Origin of the sequence: Arthrobacter sp. zg-Y1116, from assembly GCF_024385485.1 — a bacterium.
In the GTDB taxonomy this organism is placed as follows: Bacteria; Actinomycetota; Actinomycetes; order Actinomycetales; family Micrococcaceae; genus Arthrobacter_B.
In genome coordinates, this window is record NZ_JANFLR010000004.1 from 625,858 (window position 1) to 640,184 (window position 14,327).

Here is a 14,327-nt window from a genome sequence, read left to right on the forward strand (position 1 = left end):
GACTATGACCCCGCAGCCCTATAACGCCGCACCGCTTTTCGACACCGTCCTGGTCGCCAACCGCGGCGAAATCGCCTGCCGCGTGATCCGCACCCTGAAGACGCTGGGGATCCGGTCGGTGGCCGTCTACAGCGACGACGACGCCGGTGCGCGCCATGTGCGCGAAGCCGACCTCGCGGTCCGGCTCGGGCCGGCACCCGCCCGGCAGAGCTACCTCTCCGTGGACGCAGTGCTCGCCGCCTGCCGCAGCACCGGGGCGCAGGCAGTGCATCCCGGCTACGGTTTCCTGAGCGAAAACGCGGACTTCGCCTCCGCCCTGGCAGATGCCGGAATCACCTTCATCGGCCCGCCGGTCCGGTCCCTTGATCTGATGGGGGACAAGATCCGCGCCAAGAACCATGTGCAGGCGCACGGCGTGCCGGTGGTTCCCGGGATCGCCGAACCGGGCCTGGACGATGCCCGCCTGCTGGCGGCCGCGTCCGACGTCGGCTATCCCCTCCTGATCAAGCCCTCCGCCGGCGGCGGGGGCAAAGGCATGCAGGCCGTGCAGAACTCCGCCGACCTGCCGGCGGCGCTGCAGACGGCCCGGCGGGTGGCCGCGTCGGCCTTCGGCGACGACACCCTGTTCCTGGAACGGCTGGTCTCCTCACCCCGGCACATCGAGGTGCAGATCCTCGCGGACACGCACGGGAACGTCGTCCATCTGGGGGAGCGGGAATGCTCCCTGCAGCGGCGGCACCAGAAAGTCATCGAGGAAGCACCCTCCGTGCTGCTGGATGCGGCCACCCGGGAACGCATCGGCGAGGCGGCGTGCAATGCCGCCCGGTCCGTGGATTACACCGGCGCGGGAACCGTGGAGTTCCTGGTGTCCGACGCCGCTCCGGACGAGTTCTTCTTCATGGAAATGAACACCCGCCTGCAGGTGGAACATCCGGTGACCGAAATGGTCACCGGCGTGGACCTGGTGGCCGAGCAGATCCGCATTGCCGCCGGGCATCCGCTGTCCCTCAAACAGGAAGAGGTCACCCTCACGGGGCATGCCGTGGAAGCCCGGATCTACGCGGAGGACCCGGAGCGGGACTTCCTGCCGACGTCGGGCTCGGTGCAGTGGCTGCGCGAACCCGCCGGCGACGGCGTCCGGGTGGATTCCTCCCTGCTGCCCGGACTGGCCGTTTCCTCCAGCTATGACCCCATGCTGGCCAAGGTCATCGCCTGGGGGCCGGACCGTGCTGCCGCACTGGCCCGCCTGGACACGGCGCTCGCGGGTACCGCAGTGCTGGGCATCGGCACCAACGTGGAATACCTCCGGTTGCTGCTGGCCGATCCCGATGTCCGCGCCGGACGGCTGGACACCACCCTGATCGAGCGGCGCCTGCCCGGACTGAAGTTCCGGACCCCGCAGGTTCCCGAACTCGCCGCAGCCGCCCTGCTGTACGCGCAGGAGCTGGCGGACACGGCGTCGGGTTCTCCCTGGCGGCGGGCGGACGGCTGGCGGATCGCCGGCAGCGGTGCGGGCGGCGGGAACGGCAACGCCGGAGGCACGCCCCTGCACCTGGTCTTTGCCGCCCCCGTTCCCGGCGGTGACGACGTCGAAGTGGGCGTTACCGGCACCGCACGGGACGCTACGGTGCGGATCGGCGGGACCACGCACACCGCCTCCCTGCCGGCAGGCAGCGGGACCCGGGACCCGGGACGCGTGAGCGTTTCCCTGGACGGGGTCCTGCACAGCTTCACTGTTGCCGCCGAACCGGAAACCGGGGCGTTCTGGCTGGCCGGAGGAACGGCCGGCGAGCTGTTCACGGTCCGGCTGCGCCTGCGCAGCCGGCGCGAGCAGCTGGACCGGCACATGGCGGCAGCCGGACGCGTTGCCGGCGAGGCGGACCCGGTGGTGCGCTCGCCGATGCCGGGCACCGTCGTCGCGGTAGCCGTGGCGGACGGGGACCGGGTACCCGCCGGGGCGCCGCTGCTCAGCGTCGAAGCCATGAAGATGGAACACCAGCTGCGGGCACCCATGGCCGGCATCGTCTCCCTCGGCCTGAAGCCCGGAGACCTGGTGAAGGCCGATCAGGTCCTGGCCACACTCACGCCGGAAACGGAAACGGATTCCGTCACCGACGCCGCAACAGACCCGCACAACGAACAAGGAGCAGACCATGCCCGACTTTGAACTCAGCGAGGAATACCAGGACCTCTCCGACACGGTGCGCGACTTCGCTGACGAAGTCATCGCCCCCGTGTCCGCCCAGCACGACGCGGAGCACAGCTTCCCGTACAAGGTCATCGCCCAGATGGGGGAGATGGGACTGTTCGGGCTGCCCTTCCCGGAGGAATACGGCGGCATGGGCGGAGATTACTTCGCCCTGGCCCTGGCGCTGGAACAGATCGCCAGGGTGGACCAGTCCGTGGCCATCACGCTGGAAGCCGGCGTCTCGCTCGGTGCCATGCCCGTGTACCGGTTCGGCAATGAGGAGCAGAAGCAGCAGTGGCTGCCACTGCTCGCCAGCGGCGAAGCGCTCGCAGGATTCGGCCTCACCGAACGCGAGGCAGGCTCCGACGCCGGCGGCACCAAGACCACCGCCCGGCTCGAGGACGGACAGTGGGTCATCAACGGCAGCAAGGAGTTCATCACCAACTCCGGCACCGACATCACCCGCCTGGTGACCGTCACGGCCGTGACCGACACCGTCACCGAGCCGGACGGTTCCGTCCGGAAGCTCATCTCCACCATCCTCGTGCCGACCGAAACCCCCGGCTTCACGGCTGAAAAGCCGTACAACAAGGTGGGCTGGAATGCCTCGGACACGCATCCGCTGACCCTCACCGACGTCCGGGTGCCCGAGGCGAACCTGCTGGGTGCCCGGGGGCGGGGCTTCGCGAACTTCCTGCAGATCCTGGACGAGGGCCGCATCGCCATCGCGGCGCTGGCCACCGGTGCCGCGCAGGGGTGCGTGGATGAATCCCTGCGGTACGCCAAGGAACGCGAGGCGTTCGGTGCGGCCATCGGCACCTACCAGTCCATTTCCTTCAAGATCGCACGCATGCAGGCACGGGCCCACACGGCTCGCCTGGCCTACTACGATGCCGCCGCCCGCATGCTTGCCGGACGCCCGTTCAAGACGCAGGCGGCGATCGCCAAGATGGTGGCCGGAGAAGCGGCCATGGACAACGCCCGCGACGCCACCCAGATCTTCGGCGGCTACGGTTTCATCAACGAGTTCCCGGTGGCCCGGCATTACCGCGATTCCAAGATCCTGGAAATCGGTGAGGGAACTACTGAGGTGCAGTTGATGCTGATTGCCCGCAGTATGGGCCTGTGACAACCGACGGTGACTTTGCCAACTGAGAACGAACGGACACTGCCATGATCAACAAGGTGTACCCCGGCGCGGCCGAAGCCGTCGCCGACATTCCGGACGGCGCTTCCCTCGCCGTGGGCGGCTTCGGCCTCTGCGGTATTCCGGTGGCGTTGATCGACGCCCTGCATGCGGCAGGCACCACGGACCTGGAAACCGTCAGCAACAACTGCGGCGTGGATGACTGGGGGCTGGGCCGGCTGCTTGCCGACCACCGGATCCGGCGCACCGTCAGCTCCTATGTCGGCGAGAACAAGGAATTTGCCCGCCAGTTCCTCTCCGGCGAACTGGAAGTGGAACTGACCCCGCAGGGCACCCTCGCCGAGAAACTGCGCGCCGGCGGTGCCGGCATTCCGGCCTTTTACACCCCGGCCGGGGTAGGCACGCAGGTGTCCGAGGGCGGCCTGCCGCAGAAGTACGACGCCGAGGGCGGCGTGGCGCTGGCCTCCGACCCGAAGGAGGTCCGCAGCTTTCACGGCGCGGACTATGTGCTGGAGGAATCACTGACCCCCGACTTCGCCCTGGTCCATGCAGCGAAGGGAGACCGGCACGGAAACCTGGTCTTCCATGCCACGGCCATGAACTTCAACCCGCTCTGCGCCATGGCCGGGCGCATCACCATCGCCGAGGTCGAAGAGCTGGTGGAGCCCGGGGAACTGGACCCCGAACACGTCCACGTCCCGGGGATCTTTGTCCAGCGGGTGGTCCTGGCACCCGAACCGGAGAAACGCATAGAGAAGCGGACGGTCACGGCCGGCGCAGGCAGCACCAACGGAAGCAAGGAGTCCTGAGATGGCACTGAGCCGGCAGGAACTGGCCGCCCGGGTAGCCCGCGAGCTGCACGACGGCGAATACGTGAACCTCGGCATCGGCATGCCCACGCTGATTCCGAACTACATCCCCGAAGGCGTGGAAGTGGTGCTGCACTCCGAGAACGGAATCCTCGGCGTCGGGCCGTACCCCACCGAAGACCAGCTGGACCCGGACCTGATCAATGCCGGGAAGGAAACCGTCACCGTGAACAGCGGTGCGTCCTTCTTTGATTCCGGCGCTTCCTTCGGCATGGTGCGCGGCGGGCATGTGGACGTCGCGGTACTGGGTGCCATGGAAGTGGCAGCGAACGGCGACCTGGCCAACTGGATGGTGCCCGGAAAGATGGTCAAGGGCATGGGCGGGGCAATGGACCTGGTGTTCGGCGCCAAGCGGGTGATCGTCATGATGGAGCACCTGGACCGGGCGGGACGGCCCAAGATCGTGCGCGAATGCTCCCTGCCGCTGACCGGAAAGGGATGCGTGGACCTGATCGTCACCGACCTGGCCGTGATCGAGGTGGGCCCCCAGGGGCTGGTGCTGCGCGAGACCGCGCCCGGCGTCAGCATCGAGGAAGTGGTTGCGGGCACGGATGCACCGTTGGAGGTTTCCCTTGACGTATGAGGAGCCCGACGCCGGCACCGAGGAGGTCGCGATGGCGCCCCGGGTCATTGAGCAGCGCGGCCTCTGGTACGAGGAGTTCGAGCCGGGAGCCGTTTACCGCCACCGGCCCGGCCGCACCGTCACCGAGGCGGACAACGTCCTGTTCACCACCCTGACCATGAACACCCAGGGCCTGCATCTGGATGCCGCCTACAGTGAGGCCCAGCCGTTCGGGCAGCGGCTGGTGAACTCCATGTTCACCCTGGCCACGATGGTGGGCCAGTCGGTGGCGCAACTGACGCAGGGCACCCTGGTGGCGCAGCTGGGGCTGGGGGAGATCAGCTTCCCGCACCCGCTCTTCCACGGAGACACCCTGTATACCGAAACCGAAGTCGCGGACAAACGGCTCTCCTCTTCCCGGCCCGGGCAGGGGATCGTCACGCTGACCCATACCGGCAGGAACCAAAACGGTGACATTGTCGGGCGGTGCACCCGGACCGCCCTGATGTGGACGGAGGAGGGCTACGCCGCACGGGAGGCCGGCGCCGGTACGCGATAGGTTGGATCGGCAAGCACAACAGGAAAGACCTAGGAGTACAGCGATGACGACCTTCCCCATGGGACCAGCACTGCTTTTCTGCCCGGGGGACCGGCCCGAACGCTTCGGCAAGGCTGCCGAGCGGGCGGATGCCGTCATCCTGGACCTCGAGGACGCCGTCGCTCCCCGGGACAAGGAAGCGGCCCGGAAGAACATCATCGCCGCGGACCTGGACCCCGAACGCACCATTGTCCGGGTCAATCCGCTCGGGACGGAGGACTTCGAGCGGGACCTCGCCGCCCTGTACCAGACCCCCTACCGCACCGTGATGCTGGCCAAGACGGAGGACGGAGGCGCCGTCGCCCGGGCGCTCGCCGGTTTCACCGTCGTCGCCCTGCTGGAAACGGCGCTCGGCGTGGTCCGGGCCGCGGACATTGCCGCTGCGGAGAACGTGGCGGCCCTGATGTGGGGCGCCGAGGACCTGCTGGCTTCGCTCGGCGGGGAATCCAGCCGCCACCAGGACGGCACCTACCGCAGCGTCGCCGTGCAGGCCCGCTCCACGGTGCTGCTCGCCGCCGGCGCCTTCGGCAAGGGGGCCATCGACTCGATCTACGGCAACATCCCGGATACCGAGGGGCTGGAGGTCGAAGCGCGCGACGCCGTCGCCTCGGGGTTCGCGGCCAAAGCCTGCATCCATCCCGGCCAGGTCGCTGCCGTGCGCGCCGCCTACGCACCCGACCCCGCAGACGTCACCTACGCCGAGCAGGTGCTGGCCGAGGCCGGGAACCACGGGGGAGTGTTTAACTTCCGCGGACAAATGATCGACGGTCCGCTGCTGAAGCAGGCCGAGCAGACGCTGCGCCGCGCGCAGGGCTGAATCCGGCCGTGACGGCCGCTACTCTTTCATCATGCGCATAGTCATAGCGGGAGCCCACGGAAGAATCGCACGCGAACTGGGACGACTCATGGCGGCGGACGGACACGATGTTGCCGGCCTGATCCGTAACCCCGACCAGGCAACGGACCTGGAGGCGGACGGCGTCGCACCGGTGGTGCTGGACCTGGAGAACAGCACCCTGGAGGACGTAGTACAGGTCCTCACCGGTGCGGATGCGGCCGTCTTTGCCGCCGGCGCCGGACCCGGAAGCGGTGCTGCCCGCAAGGACACCGTGGACCGTGCCGCCGCCGTACTGCTGGCCGACGCCGCCGAGCAGGCAGGAGCCGGCCGGTTCCTCCAGGTCTCCTCCGGCGGCCTCGACGCCGTCCGAGGCGGCGCCCGCCCGGAGTCGATGGACGAGGTGATGTACGCCTACCTGGTGGCCAAGCTCGCCGCCGAAGAAGACCTGATGGCACGCAGCCAGCTGGATTGGACAATTGTCCGGCCGGGCATCCTGACCAACGACGCCCCCATCGGCCTGGTGGAACTCGCCCCGGAGGTAGACCGGGAGTCCATCCCGCGGCAGGACGTCGCCGCCGTCCTCGCCGAGCTGCTGAAGACCGGCAACGGCGTCCACCAGGCGCTGGGTCTGGTCTCCGGGACCACGCCTGTTCCCGACGCCGTGCAGGCACTGCAGCCGGCCCGCTAGTTCCGGGTACCGGCTTCCCCGGCTTCACTGGCTTGCCCCCGGCTTCCCCGGCGCGCGGCAATGCGGAAGGCCGCCGGGCTGCGGGATACTGGAGGCATGCAGCCTTCCGACTCGATCTCCTCTGAATCCGACTACGTCCGTTCCCGCCGGCCCGGTTCGGACCATCTGCCCCGGCGGGTGGTCCTGCTCGGTTCCACCGGGTCGATTGGAACGCAGGCCATCGACGTGGCCGACGGCGCACCGGAGCGGTTCCGCATTGTGGCGCTGGCCGCCGGCGGGTCCAACCCGGAGCTCCTGGCCCGGCAGGCCGTGCACACCCGGGCGGAGGCGGTAGGCTGCGCCGCCGTCGACTTGCCCACCCTGCACCGGCACATCTCCGACGCTGCCGCCGCCGCCGGCATCACCGGATATACACCTGAACTGTTTGTCGGAAAGTCCGCGGCCACCGCAATCGCCGCCTGGACCGAAGCCGACGTCGTGCTCAACGGCATCACCGGGTCGATTGGACTGGAACCCACGCTGGCGGCCCTGGCCGCCGGGCACCTGCTGGCCCTGGCGAACAAGGAATCCCTCATCGTGGGCGGAGAGCTGGTCAAGCGTGCCGCTGCTCCCGGGCAGCTGGTTCCGGTGGACTCCGAGCATTCGGCACTCGCCCAGGCCCTGCGCTCGGGCACCCACGGCGAAGTGGACCGGCTGGTGGTGACGGCCTCGGGCGGTCCGTTCCGCGGGCGCAAGCGCGCCGAACTTGCGGACGTCACGCCGGAACAGGCACTGGCCCACCCGACCTGGAACATGGGCCGGGTGATCACCACCAACTCGGCCAGCATGGTCAACAAGGCTCTGGAAGTCATCGAGGCGCACCTGCTGTTCGACATCCCGCTGGACCGGATCGACGTCGTCGTCCATCCGCAGTCCATGGTGCATTCCATGGTGCAGTTCGTGGACGGCTCCACCATTGCCCAGGTCTCGCCGCCGGATATGCGGCTGCCGATCGCGCTGGGCATGGGCTGGCCGCACCGGGTGCCCGGCGCCGCACAGCCCTGCGACTGGACCCAGGCCACCGAATGGACCTTCGAACCCCTGGATGAGGAAGCCTTCCCCGCCGTCGCGCTGGCCAAGCAGGCGGCCGCCGCCGGGGGAACGCGCATGGCCGTCTACAACGCTGCCAACGAGGAAGCCGTGGACGCCTTCCATGACGGATTGATCGGGTTCACAGACATCGTTGATACGATCGCCGCCGTACTTGACGACGCCCCGGACTCGGGGCCGCTCACCCTCCAGTCGCTGCTGGCGGCGGAGGAATGGGCACGTGCCGCCGCGCGGAAGCGTTGTGGAAGATGACAAGAGCCGCAGTTGAACTGAAGGAAGCCCGTTGACCATTCTGCTTTTCATCCTTGGCGTGCTGTTCGTGGCGACCGGCATTGCTGCCTCCATCGCCCTGCACGAGGTAGGCCACCTCCTGCCGGCCAAGGCCTTCAAGGTGCGGGTCACCCAGTACATGATCGGGTTCGGACCCACCGTTTTCTCCCGGACCCGCGGCGAAACCGAATACGGTGTCAAGGCACTGCCCTTGGGCGGTTACGTTTCCATGGTCGGAATGTTCCCGCCCAACAAGGAACACGACGGCGAGGTGCGGCGTTCCAGCACCGGCATGTTCCAGCAGCTCGCCACCGAAGCGCGGCAGGCTGAGACCGACCGCCTGGTCGAGGGCGACGAGGACCGGGTCTTCTATAAGCTTCCCGTCTACAAGCGGATCATCATCATGCTCGGCGGGCCGTTCATGAACCTGCTGATCGGCGTCGTGCTTTTTGCGGTCCTGCTGATGGGCTTCGGCACCGCGCAGACCACCACCACGCTGGCCTCGGTCAACGAGTGCGTGATTTCCGCCGAGCAGCAGGCCTCCACCGGACAGACCGACTGCACGGAAGCGGACCCGGCCGCCCCTGCCCATGAGGCCGGCCTGCTTCCCGGGGACACCATCACGAAGTTCGACGGCCGGGACGTTACGTCCTGGGAAGAGCTCACGGGGTGGATCCGCGAGGCTGCCGGACGCACGGTTCCGCTGACCTATGAGCGGGACGGCGTCGAAACCCAGACCAGCATCACGCCGCTGCTCACGGAACGTCCGGTGGTGGGCGACGACGGCGCCGCCAAGACCGACGACGCCGGCAACTACCTCACGGAGGAAGTGGGCTTCATCGGAGTCGGCGCGGAGCAGGAACTGGTGAACCAGCCGGCCACGGCCGTGCTGCCGGCGGTGGGGGACAACCTGGTCAACATCGCCGGCGTGGTGGTCAACCTTCCCCAGCGCCTGGTGGACGTTGCCCAGGCCGCGTTCTCCTCCGAACCCCGGGACCCGAACGGACCCATGAGCGTGGTGGGCGTCGGCCGCATTGCCGGGGAAATCTCCGCCGAGGAAGCCATTCCGCTAACGGACCGGGTGGCAACGCTCATTGGACTCGTTGCCAGCGTGAACCTGGCGCTGTTCGTCTTCAACCTCATTCCGCTGCTGCCCCTGGACGGAGGCCACGTTGCCGGGGCGCTGTGGGAGGGACTGCGGCGCCGCGTGGCGAAACTGTTCCGCCGTCCGGACCCGGGGCCCTTCGACATGGCGAAGCTGCTTCCGCTGACGTACGCCGTGGCGGTGCTGCTGATGGGGATGGGCGCGCTGCTGATCTACGCGGACATCGTGAAGCCGGTCAGCCTGTTCAACTAGGTTTCCCCGGTCCCGGTGCCGGGTGCCCGGTCCCGGTGCCGGGTGCGCGGTGCCGGGTCCGGTGCCGCTCCGGCGTCCGGTCCCGCTCCGGCGGCCGGAACGGCGGCAACGAAATCCCTTGCTCGCAGAGCTCGCCGGGATATTAAAGCCGCCTTATCCGGGCGCCTGCGCGGGTGCTGCGCGGGCACTGAGCCGGTGGTTCCCGCTGGTCCGGTGACCCCGCCTTATCCGGGCGCCTGCGCGGATGCTGTGCCGGTGGTTCCCGCTGCCTGCGGTTTGTCCGGATCCCTGCGGTTTGTCCGGATCCCTGCGCTGCGCGGCGCAGGGATTGCGACAAAACGCAGGGAATCTGAGTCGGGCCTCGGATCCACGTGTTTCAAGGCACGGGGTGGCAGGATGGCAGGCATGAGTTCCGGGAGAGAAGCAGAAACAACCACCTTCCGTACGGGTTTGCCGGCACAGTACCGGCTGATCGTGGGTCTGCTGGGCTTGACGGCTGCAGGCGGGAGCATCCTTGCCGCACTCGAAGCCGGGCCGTTGCCGCTCGTGCTGGGCGTGCTGATAGCCGTGGTGTTCGTCGCCGTCGTGATGATGACAGCTCGGATCCAGGTAGGCCCGGAAAGTGTGCAGATCCAGGTGGCGGTGGTGTTTGCCACCGAGATTCCGTATCGGGACATCACGCGGGCCTCAGCAGGACCGGTTACCGGGCTGACGGAGGGTATGGGGCTCCGGAGCCTGCCGGGGGCCAAAGGCTACCTGGTTGGCGGACCGTCAGTTCGGATCGAATGCGGGCCGAGCGTCGTGCTGGTGTCCTGCCGTGAACCGGCACGGCTCCTGTCCTGCCTGGCCCGTCAGAACGTGCCTACGGCGTAGGCCTTCAGGATTCCAATTCCGGCCGCGCTGCCGCAGAGGGTCCCACTGTCTGGGACAGGTGGGTGCTGCTGGGGTCCCATCCGCCACAGCAGTACCACCGGGTGGGACGCTGTGCCCGCCGCCCGCCGCCCGCCGCCCGCCGCCCGCGCCACGGCACCCCGCGACCCAGGCCCAGCCCCCGCCTCAGCAGCTACCCCTCCCGCCGAGTTGCAAAAGAGAATGAACCCATAAACGGTTGCAATCTGATTTGCATACGCTTACGGTTGCAACATGTTCGTCCTCACGATCGACCAGCGCAACAGCCAGGGCAGCGAAGACAAGGTGCCGCAGCTCCTGGCTGCCCTCGCAGACCTGCCGATGCTGCTGGCCTTCGAACGGTCGGTGGGGGATGAGATCCAGGGCGTCTGCGACTCGGCCCGGACCGCTACCGACGCCGTTCTACGGGTCCTGCGGGACGGGGACTGGTACGTGGGTGTCGGCGTCGGAGGGGTCCATGAACCCCTGCCGGCCAGCCCCCGCGCAGCAGGAGGACCGGCCTTTGTCGCGGCCCGCCGGGCGGTGGACCGGGCCAAGAAAAGCGGCGACCGGCCGCCCGTTGCGGTGGAGGGATCGCCGGGCGCCCCCGAGGCAGAGGCGGTCCTGGTCCTGCTCGGCCGCTTGATCGCCGAACGCACGGACGCCGAATGGCGGATCCTGCAGCACGTGGACCCCGGTAAATGGGGTTCGCAGACTGCTGCTGCCCGTAAGCTCGGCATCAGTTCCCAGGCGGTGAGCAAGGCTGCCAGACGGGGTGGCTGGCAGGAGGAATGGGCTGCACGGCCCGCAGCGGCAGTGTTGCTGGAGCGTGCCGATGACCTCGCCGGCGGAACGGGACCAGCTCAACGAAGGACGGATCAATGACGATTGTGTGGGTTGTGACCGGACTCCTGGCCGCCGCGCTGCTCGGCTGGCCCGTGACTGCCGGCGTGCTGCGCCTGGCCAGTGCAGTCCAGAACCCGCCGCCTCCGCCGCCGGCTGCCATCCTCCGCGGCGGGCTGGCGATCGGCGTGCTGGAACGCCTCGCGGTGGCCGCAGCGGTCCTGGCCGACGAGCCGGTGGCGATCGCCTACGTCGTCGCAGTGAAGGGGCTTGGACGGTACGCCGAGCTCAAGGAGACCCCGGCGGCGGCGGAGCGCTTCATCATCGGCACGCTGGCCTCCATGCTGTGGGCCGTGGCAGTAGCCGTTCCCATCCGCTTGTTCCTGCTGTAACCGTGCGCTGCCGGGCCCCCTGACCCGCTGCAGTCCGGGCATCCCGTAGGCTTTAGGGCATGAGTATTTTTGCAGTTGAGTATGTCTACGACGCCGATTCGGCCGAACTCCGCGACCAGCACCGTCCCGCACACCGCCAGTGGCTGCAGCAGCTTGTGGATGAGGGGCATGTCCTGTCTGCGGGCGCGTTCGTGGACGGCGCCGGAGCGCTGCTGTTGGTTGTTGCAGAGGATGAAACCGGCCTGCTTGCCCTACTGAAGCAGGATCCGTTCGCCGTTGTCGGCGCTATTTCCGGCATGAAGACCACTGCCTGGAAACCTGCCCTCGGCGCATTCTCCGACCTCGCATAGCCCTGACGTTCTAAGCCCACAGTGATATTCGCCCGCCCCCAGCAGTCTCTGTCCGGGGCGGGGTGATAATAGGAAGGGCGCGTTTCATTAGCGCGCGCTTCACAGCCTAATACCTGCCGTTTCGGCACATGGAGGACGTTTTGACCTCGGTCAACCTTGGAATGCCAGCTGCACCGCCGCCCACGCTTGCGCCCCGCCGCAAGACCCGCCAGATCAAAGTGGGCTCCGTTGGAGTCGGCTCGGACTCGCCGATCAGCGTTCAGTCCATGACCACCACCCCCACCACGGACATCAACGCGACGCTGCAGCAGATCGCCGAACTGACGGCGTCCGGCTGCGACATCGTCCGCGTTGCCTGCCCCAGCGCCGATGATGCAGCCGCGCTGCCGATCATTGCGAAGAAGTCCCAGATCCCGGTGATCGCTGACATCCACTTCCAGCCGAAGTATGTCTTCGCGGCGATCGACGCCGGCTGTGCGGCGGTGCGTGTGAACCCCGGAAACATCCGGAAGTTCGACGACCAGGTCAAGCAGATCGCCAATGCCGCGAAGGACGCGGGCGTCTCCATCCGCATCGGCGTCAACGCCGGTTCCCTCGACCCGCGGCTGCTGGCCAAGTACGGCAAGGCAACGCCGGAGGCGCTGGTTGAATCCGCCGTCTGGGAAGCATCCCTCTTCGAGGAACACGACTTCCACGACTTCAAGATTTCCGTAAAGCACAATGACCCCGTGGTCATGGTGCGTGCCTACGAACTGCTGGCCGAACGCGGCGACTGGCCGCTGCACCTGGGCGTGACCGAAGCCGGTCCCGCTTTCCAGGGCACCATCAAGTCCGCCACTGCTTTCGGGGCGTTGCTGTCCAAGGGCATCGGCGACACCATCCGCGTTTCCCTCTCCGCTCCTCCGGTGGAGGAGATCAAGGTTGGAAACCAGATCCTGCAGTCGCTGAACCTGCGGCCCCGCAAGCTCGAAATCGTTTCCTGCCCGTCCTGCGGCCGCGCCCAGGTGGACGTCTACACGCTGGCCGAGCAGGTCACCGCGGGCCTCGAAGGCATGACCATCCCGCTGCGCGTTGCCGTGATGGGCTGCGTAGTAAATGGACCCGGTGAAGCGCGCGAAGCGGACCTGGGTGTAGCCTCCGGTAACGGCAAGGGCCAGATCTTTGTCAAGGGTGAAGTTATCAAGACCGTCCCCGAAGACCAGATTGTGGAAACCCTCATCGAAGAAGCGATGAGGATCGCGGAAGATATGGGAGAACCCGATGGCGAGGATGCTGGGACGGGTGGCCCCATGGTTACCGTCAGCTAAGTCCGATATCCGCAGCGCCTCCTCGAGTGCGGCGCTGCGGATCCTGCGCGACGACGACACCGTTGCACTGTGGGATCTGGCCGCCGCCGACCCGGTCGCCAACATTTTCATGCTTTCCCACTTGGAGACGGCCCGGACGGCAGCCCCCACCTCGGCGGGTGGACGGATTGTGGGAGTGTTCGACGGCGGCACGCTGATCGGTGCGTGCTGGTCCGGTGTGAACGTGGTTCCAGTCGGTCTCGATGCCGATACCGGCCCGGAGGTCGGACAGTATCTGGCCAAGTCGCGGAACCGGTTCTCGTCCATCTTCGGTCCCTCAGAGGCGGTGCTCTCCCTCTGGTCCGAGCTTCGGAATGTTTCCCCGCAGCCGTTCGATGTCCGTCCGGAGCAGCCCCTGCTGCAGATCGCCGAGCCCTCCGCCGTCGTTGCGGCGCCGGGGCTGCGTCCTGCCCGCCTTGAAGAGCTCGATGTGCTGCTGCCCGCCTGCACGGCCATGTTCGAGGAAGAAGTGGGCTACTCGCCGGTCTCCAACGGAGACCGGCACTACCGGCAGCGGGTCAAGGGCCTGATCGAACGCCGTCAGTCGCTGGTGGATTTCGACGCCGCCGGCCGGGTGGTGTTCAAGGCCGAGCTCGGTACGGTCTCCCGGCAGGCCGTGCAGGTGCAGGGTGTCTGGATGAATCCGGAATACCGAGGACAGGGGCTGAGCCGGTCCTACATGTCCGCCGTCGTTGGCGCCGCCCTGGACGTTGCCCCGGTTGTCAGCCTGTATGTGAACTCCTATAACGCGCCGGCCCGTGCCACGTATGAGGCCGTCGGCTTCAATCAGGTGGGTACCTTCGCAACCATCCTCTTCTAGCCTGCCCCCGCCCCAGCCCCTGCCCCGGCCGGTCTGTTCGGCGCGGTGTCCGGGATGCCGTAGGCTCTGGGCACGCACTCGG

Annotated in this window: 15 protein-coding genes; all 15 read left to right on the top strand. The window is 67.7% G+C overall.

All coding sequences use genetic code 11. The features are described 5' to 3' along the window. Positions 1-4: 4 nt before the first annotated feature. The gene (locus NNX34_RS14255) at positions 5-2,167 is read left to right on the top strand and encodes a biotin carboxylase N-terminal domain-containing protein (RefSeq protein WP_255767157.1); all 2,163 of its coding nucleotides are present in this window, start codon (positions 5-7) and stop codon (positions 2,165-2,167) included. Next, on the top strand, positions 2,154-3,317 hold the full coding sequence (locus NNX34_RS14260; RefSeq protein ID WP_229953186.1) for an acyl-CoA dehydrogenase family protein: 1,164 nt from the start codon (positions 2,154-2,156) through the stop codon (positions 3,315-3,317). Before NNX34_RS14255 ends, NNX34_RS14260 begins: the two co-directional genes overlap by 14 nt. A 44-nt stretch (positions 3,318-3,361) precedes the next feature. Continuing rightward, positions 3,362-4,144, top strand: a complete 783-nt coding sequence (locus NNX34_RS14265) for a CoA transferase subunit A (RefSeq protein WP_255767158.1) — start codon at positions 3,362-3,364, stop codon at positions 4,142-4,144. Position 4,145: 1 nt separating this feature from the next. After that, positions 4,146-4,787 (top strand): CoA transferase subunit B, encoded by a 642-nt coding sequence (locus tag NNX34_RS14270; RefSeq protein WP_255767159.1) that lies wholly within the window; start codon positions 4,146-4,148, stop codon positions 4,785-4,787. Between the two features lie 31 nt (positions 4,788-4,818). Continuing rightward, the gene (locus NNX34_RS14275; RefSeq protein ID WP_255767280.1) at positions 4,819-5,325 is read left to right on the top strand and encodes a MaoC family dehydratase; all 507 of its coding nucleotides are present in this window, start codon (positions 4,819-4,821) and stop codon (positions 5,323-5,325) included. 43 nt (positions 5,326-5,368) lie between these two features. Then, positions 5,369-6,181 (top strand): CoA ester lyase, encoded by an 813-nt coding sequence (locus NNX34_RS14280; protein ID WP_255767160.1) that lies wholly within the window; start codon positions 5,369-5,371, stop codon positions 6,179-6,181. A 31-nt stretch (positions 6,182-6,212) separates the two neighbouring features. Beyond that, the gene (locus tag NNX34_RS14285) at positions 6,213-6,890 is read left to right on the top strand and encodes an NAD(P)-binding oxidoreductase (RefSeq protein WP_255767161.1); all 678 of its coding nucleotides are present in this window, start codon (positions 6,213-6,215) and stop codon (positions 6,888-6,890) included. 96 nt (positions 6,891-6,986) lie between these two features. Continuing rightward, positions 6,987-8,231, top strand: coding sequence for a 1-deoxy-D-xylulose-5-phosphate reductoisomerase (gene dxr / locus NNX34_RS14290; protein WP_255767162.1), 1,245 nt, complete (start codon positions 6,987-6,989; stop codon positions 8,229-8,231). A 31-nt stretch (positions 8,232-8,262) separates the two neighbouring features. After that, the gene (locus tag NNX34_RS14295) at positions 8,263-9,606 is read left to right on the top strand and encodes an RIP metalloprotease (RefSeq protein WP_255767163.1); all 1,344 of its coding nucleotides are present in this window, start codon (positions 8,263-8,265) and stop codon (positions 9,604-9,606) included. Between the two features lie 405 nt (positions 9,607-10,011). Further along, a complete protein-coding gene (locus tag NNX34_RS14300; protein WP_255767164.1) occupies positions 10,012-10,479 on the top strand; it encodes a hypothetical protein in 468 nt (155 codons plus the stop codon). 270 nt (positions 10,480-10,749) lie between these two features. Further along, entirely contained in the window at positions 10,750-11,379 is a 630-nt protein-coding gene (locus NNX34_RS14305; protein ID WP_255767165.1) for a helix-turn-helix domain-containing protein, read from the top strand. Beyond that, positions 11,376-11,729, top strand: a complete 354-nt coding sequence (locus NNX34_RS14310) for a hypothetical protein (RefSeq protein WP_255767166.1) — start codon at positions 11,376-11,378, stop codon at positions 11,727-11,729. The genes NNX34_RS14305 and NNX34_RS14310 overlap by 4 nt, the downstream gene beginning before the upstream one ends. A 59-nt stretch (positions 11,730-11,788) precedes the next feature. Further along, the gene (locus tag NNX34_RS14315) at positions 11,789-12,079 is read left to right on the top strand and encodes a YciI family protein (protein WP_227924459.1); all 291 of its coding nucleotides are present in this window, start codon (positions 11,789-11,791) and stop codon (positions 12,077-12,079) included. A gap of 140 nt (positions 12,080-12,219) precedes the next feature. After that, positions 12,220-13,386: a flavodoxin-dependent (E)-4-hydroxy-3-methylbut-2-enyl-diphosphate synthase gene (gene ispG, locus NNX34_RS14320; protein WP_230026182.1), complete on the top strand. Its 1,167-nt coding sequence runs from the start codon at positions 12,220-12,222 to the stop codon at positions 13,384-13,386. Beyond that, a complete protein-coding gene (locus NNX34_RS14325; RefSeq protein ID WP_308219741.1) occupies positions 13,361-14,245 on the top strand; it encodes a GNAT family N-acetyltransferase in 885 nt (294 codons plus the stop codon). Before ispG ends, NNX34_RS14325 begins: the two co-directional genes overlap by 26 nt. The last annotated feature ends 82 nt before the right edge of the window (positions 14,246-14,327 follow it).

Coding starts and splice junctions, on each gene's coding strand:
- dxr (WP_255767162.1), top strand. CDS start 6,987: ATGCAGCCTTCCGACTCGATCTCCTCTGAATCCGACTACGTCCGTTCC.
- NNX34_RS14285 (WP_255767161.1), top strand. CDS start 6,213: ATGCGCATAGTCATAGCGGGAGCCCACGGAAGAATCGCACGCGAACTG.
- NNX34_RS14280 (WP_255767160.1), top strand. CDS start 5,369: ATGACGACCTTCCCCATGGGACCAGCACTGCTTTTCTGCCCGGGGGAC.
- NNX34_RS14275 (WP_255767280.1), top strand. CDS start 4,819: ATGGCGCCCCGGGTCATTGAGCAGCGCGGCCTCTGGTACGAGGAGTTC.
- NNX34_RS14305 (WP_255767165.1), top strand. CDS start 10,750: ATGTTCGTCCTCACGATCGACCAGCGCAACAGCCAGGGCAGCGAAGAC.
- NNX34_RS14300 (WP_255767164.1), top strand. CDS start 10,012: ATGAGTTCCGGGAGAGAAGCAGAAACAACCACCTTCCGTACGGGTTTG.
- NNX34_RS14270 (WP_255767159.1), top strand. CDS start 4,146: ATGGCACTGAGCCGGCAGGAACTGGCCGCCCGGGTAGCCCGCGAGCTG.
- NNX34_RS14265 (WP_255767158.1), top strand. CDS start 3,362: ATGATCAACAAGGTGTACCCCGGCGCGGCCGAAGCCGTCGCCGACATT.
- NNX34_RS14260 (WP_229953186.1), top strand. CDS start 2,154: ATGCCCGACTTTGAACTCAGCGAGGAATACCAGGACCTCTCCGACACG.
- NNX34_RS14315 (WP_227924459.1), top strand. CDS start 11,789: ATGAGTATTTTTGCAGTTGAGTATGTCTACGACGCCGATTCGGCCGAA.
- NNX34_RS14310 (WP_255767166.1), top strand. CDS start 11,376: ATGACGATTGTGTGGGTTGTGACCGGACTCCTGGCCGCCGCGCTGCTC.
- NNX34_RS14255 (WP_255767157.1), top strand. CDS start 5: ATGACCCCGCAGCCCTATAACGCCGCACCGCTTTTCGACACCGTCCTG.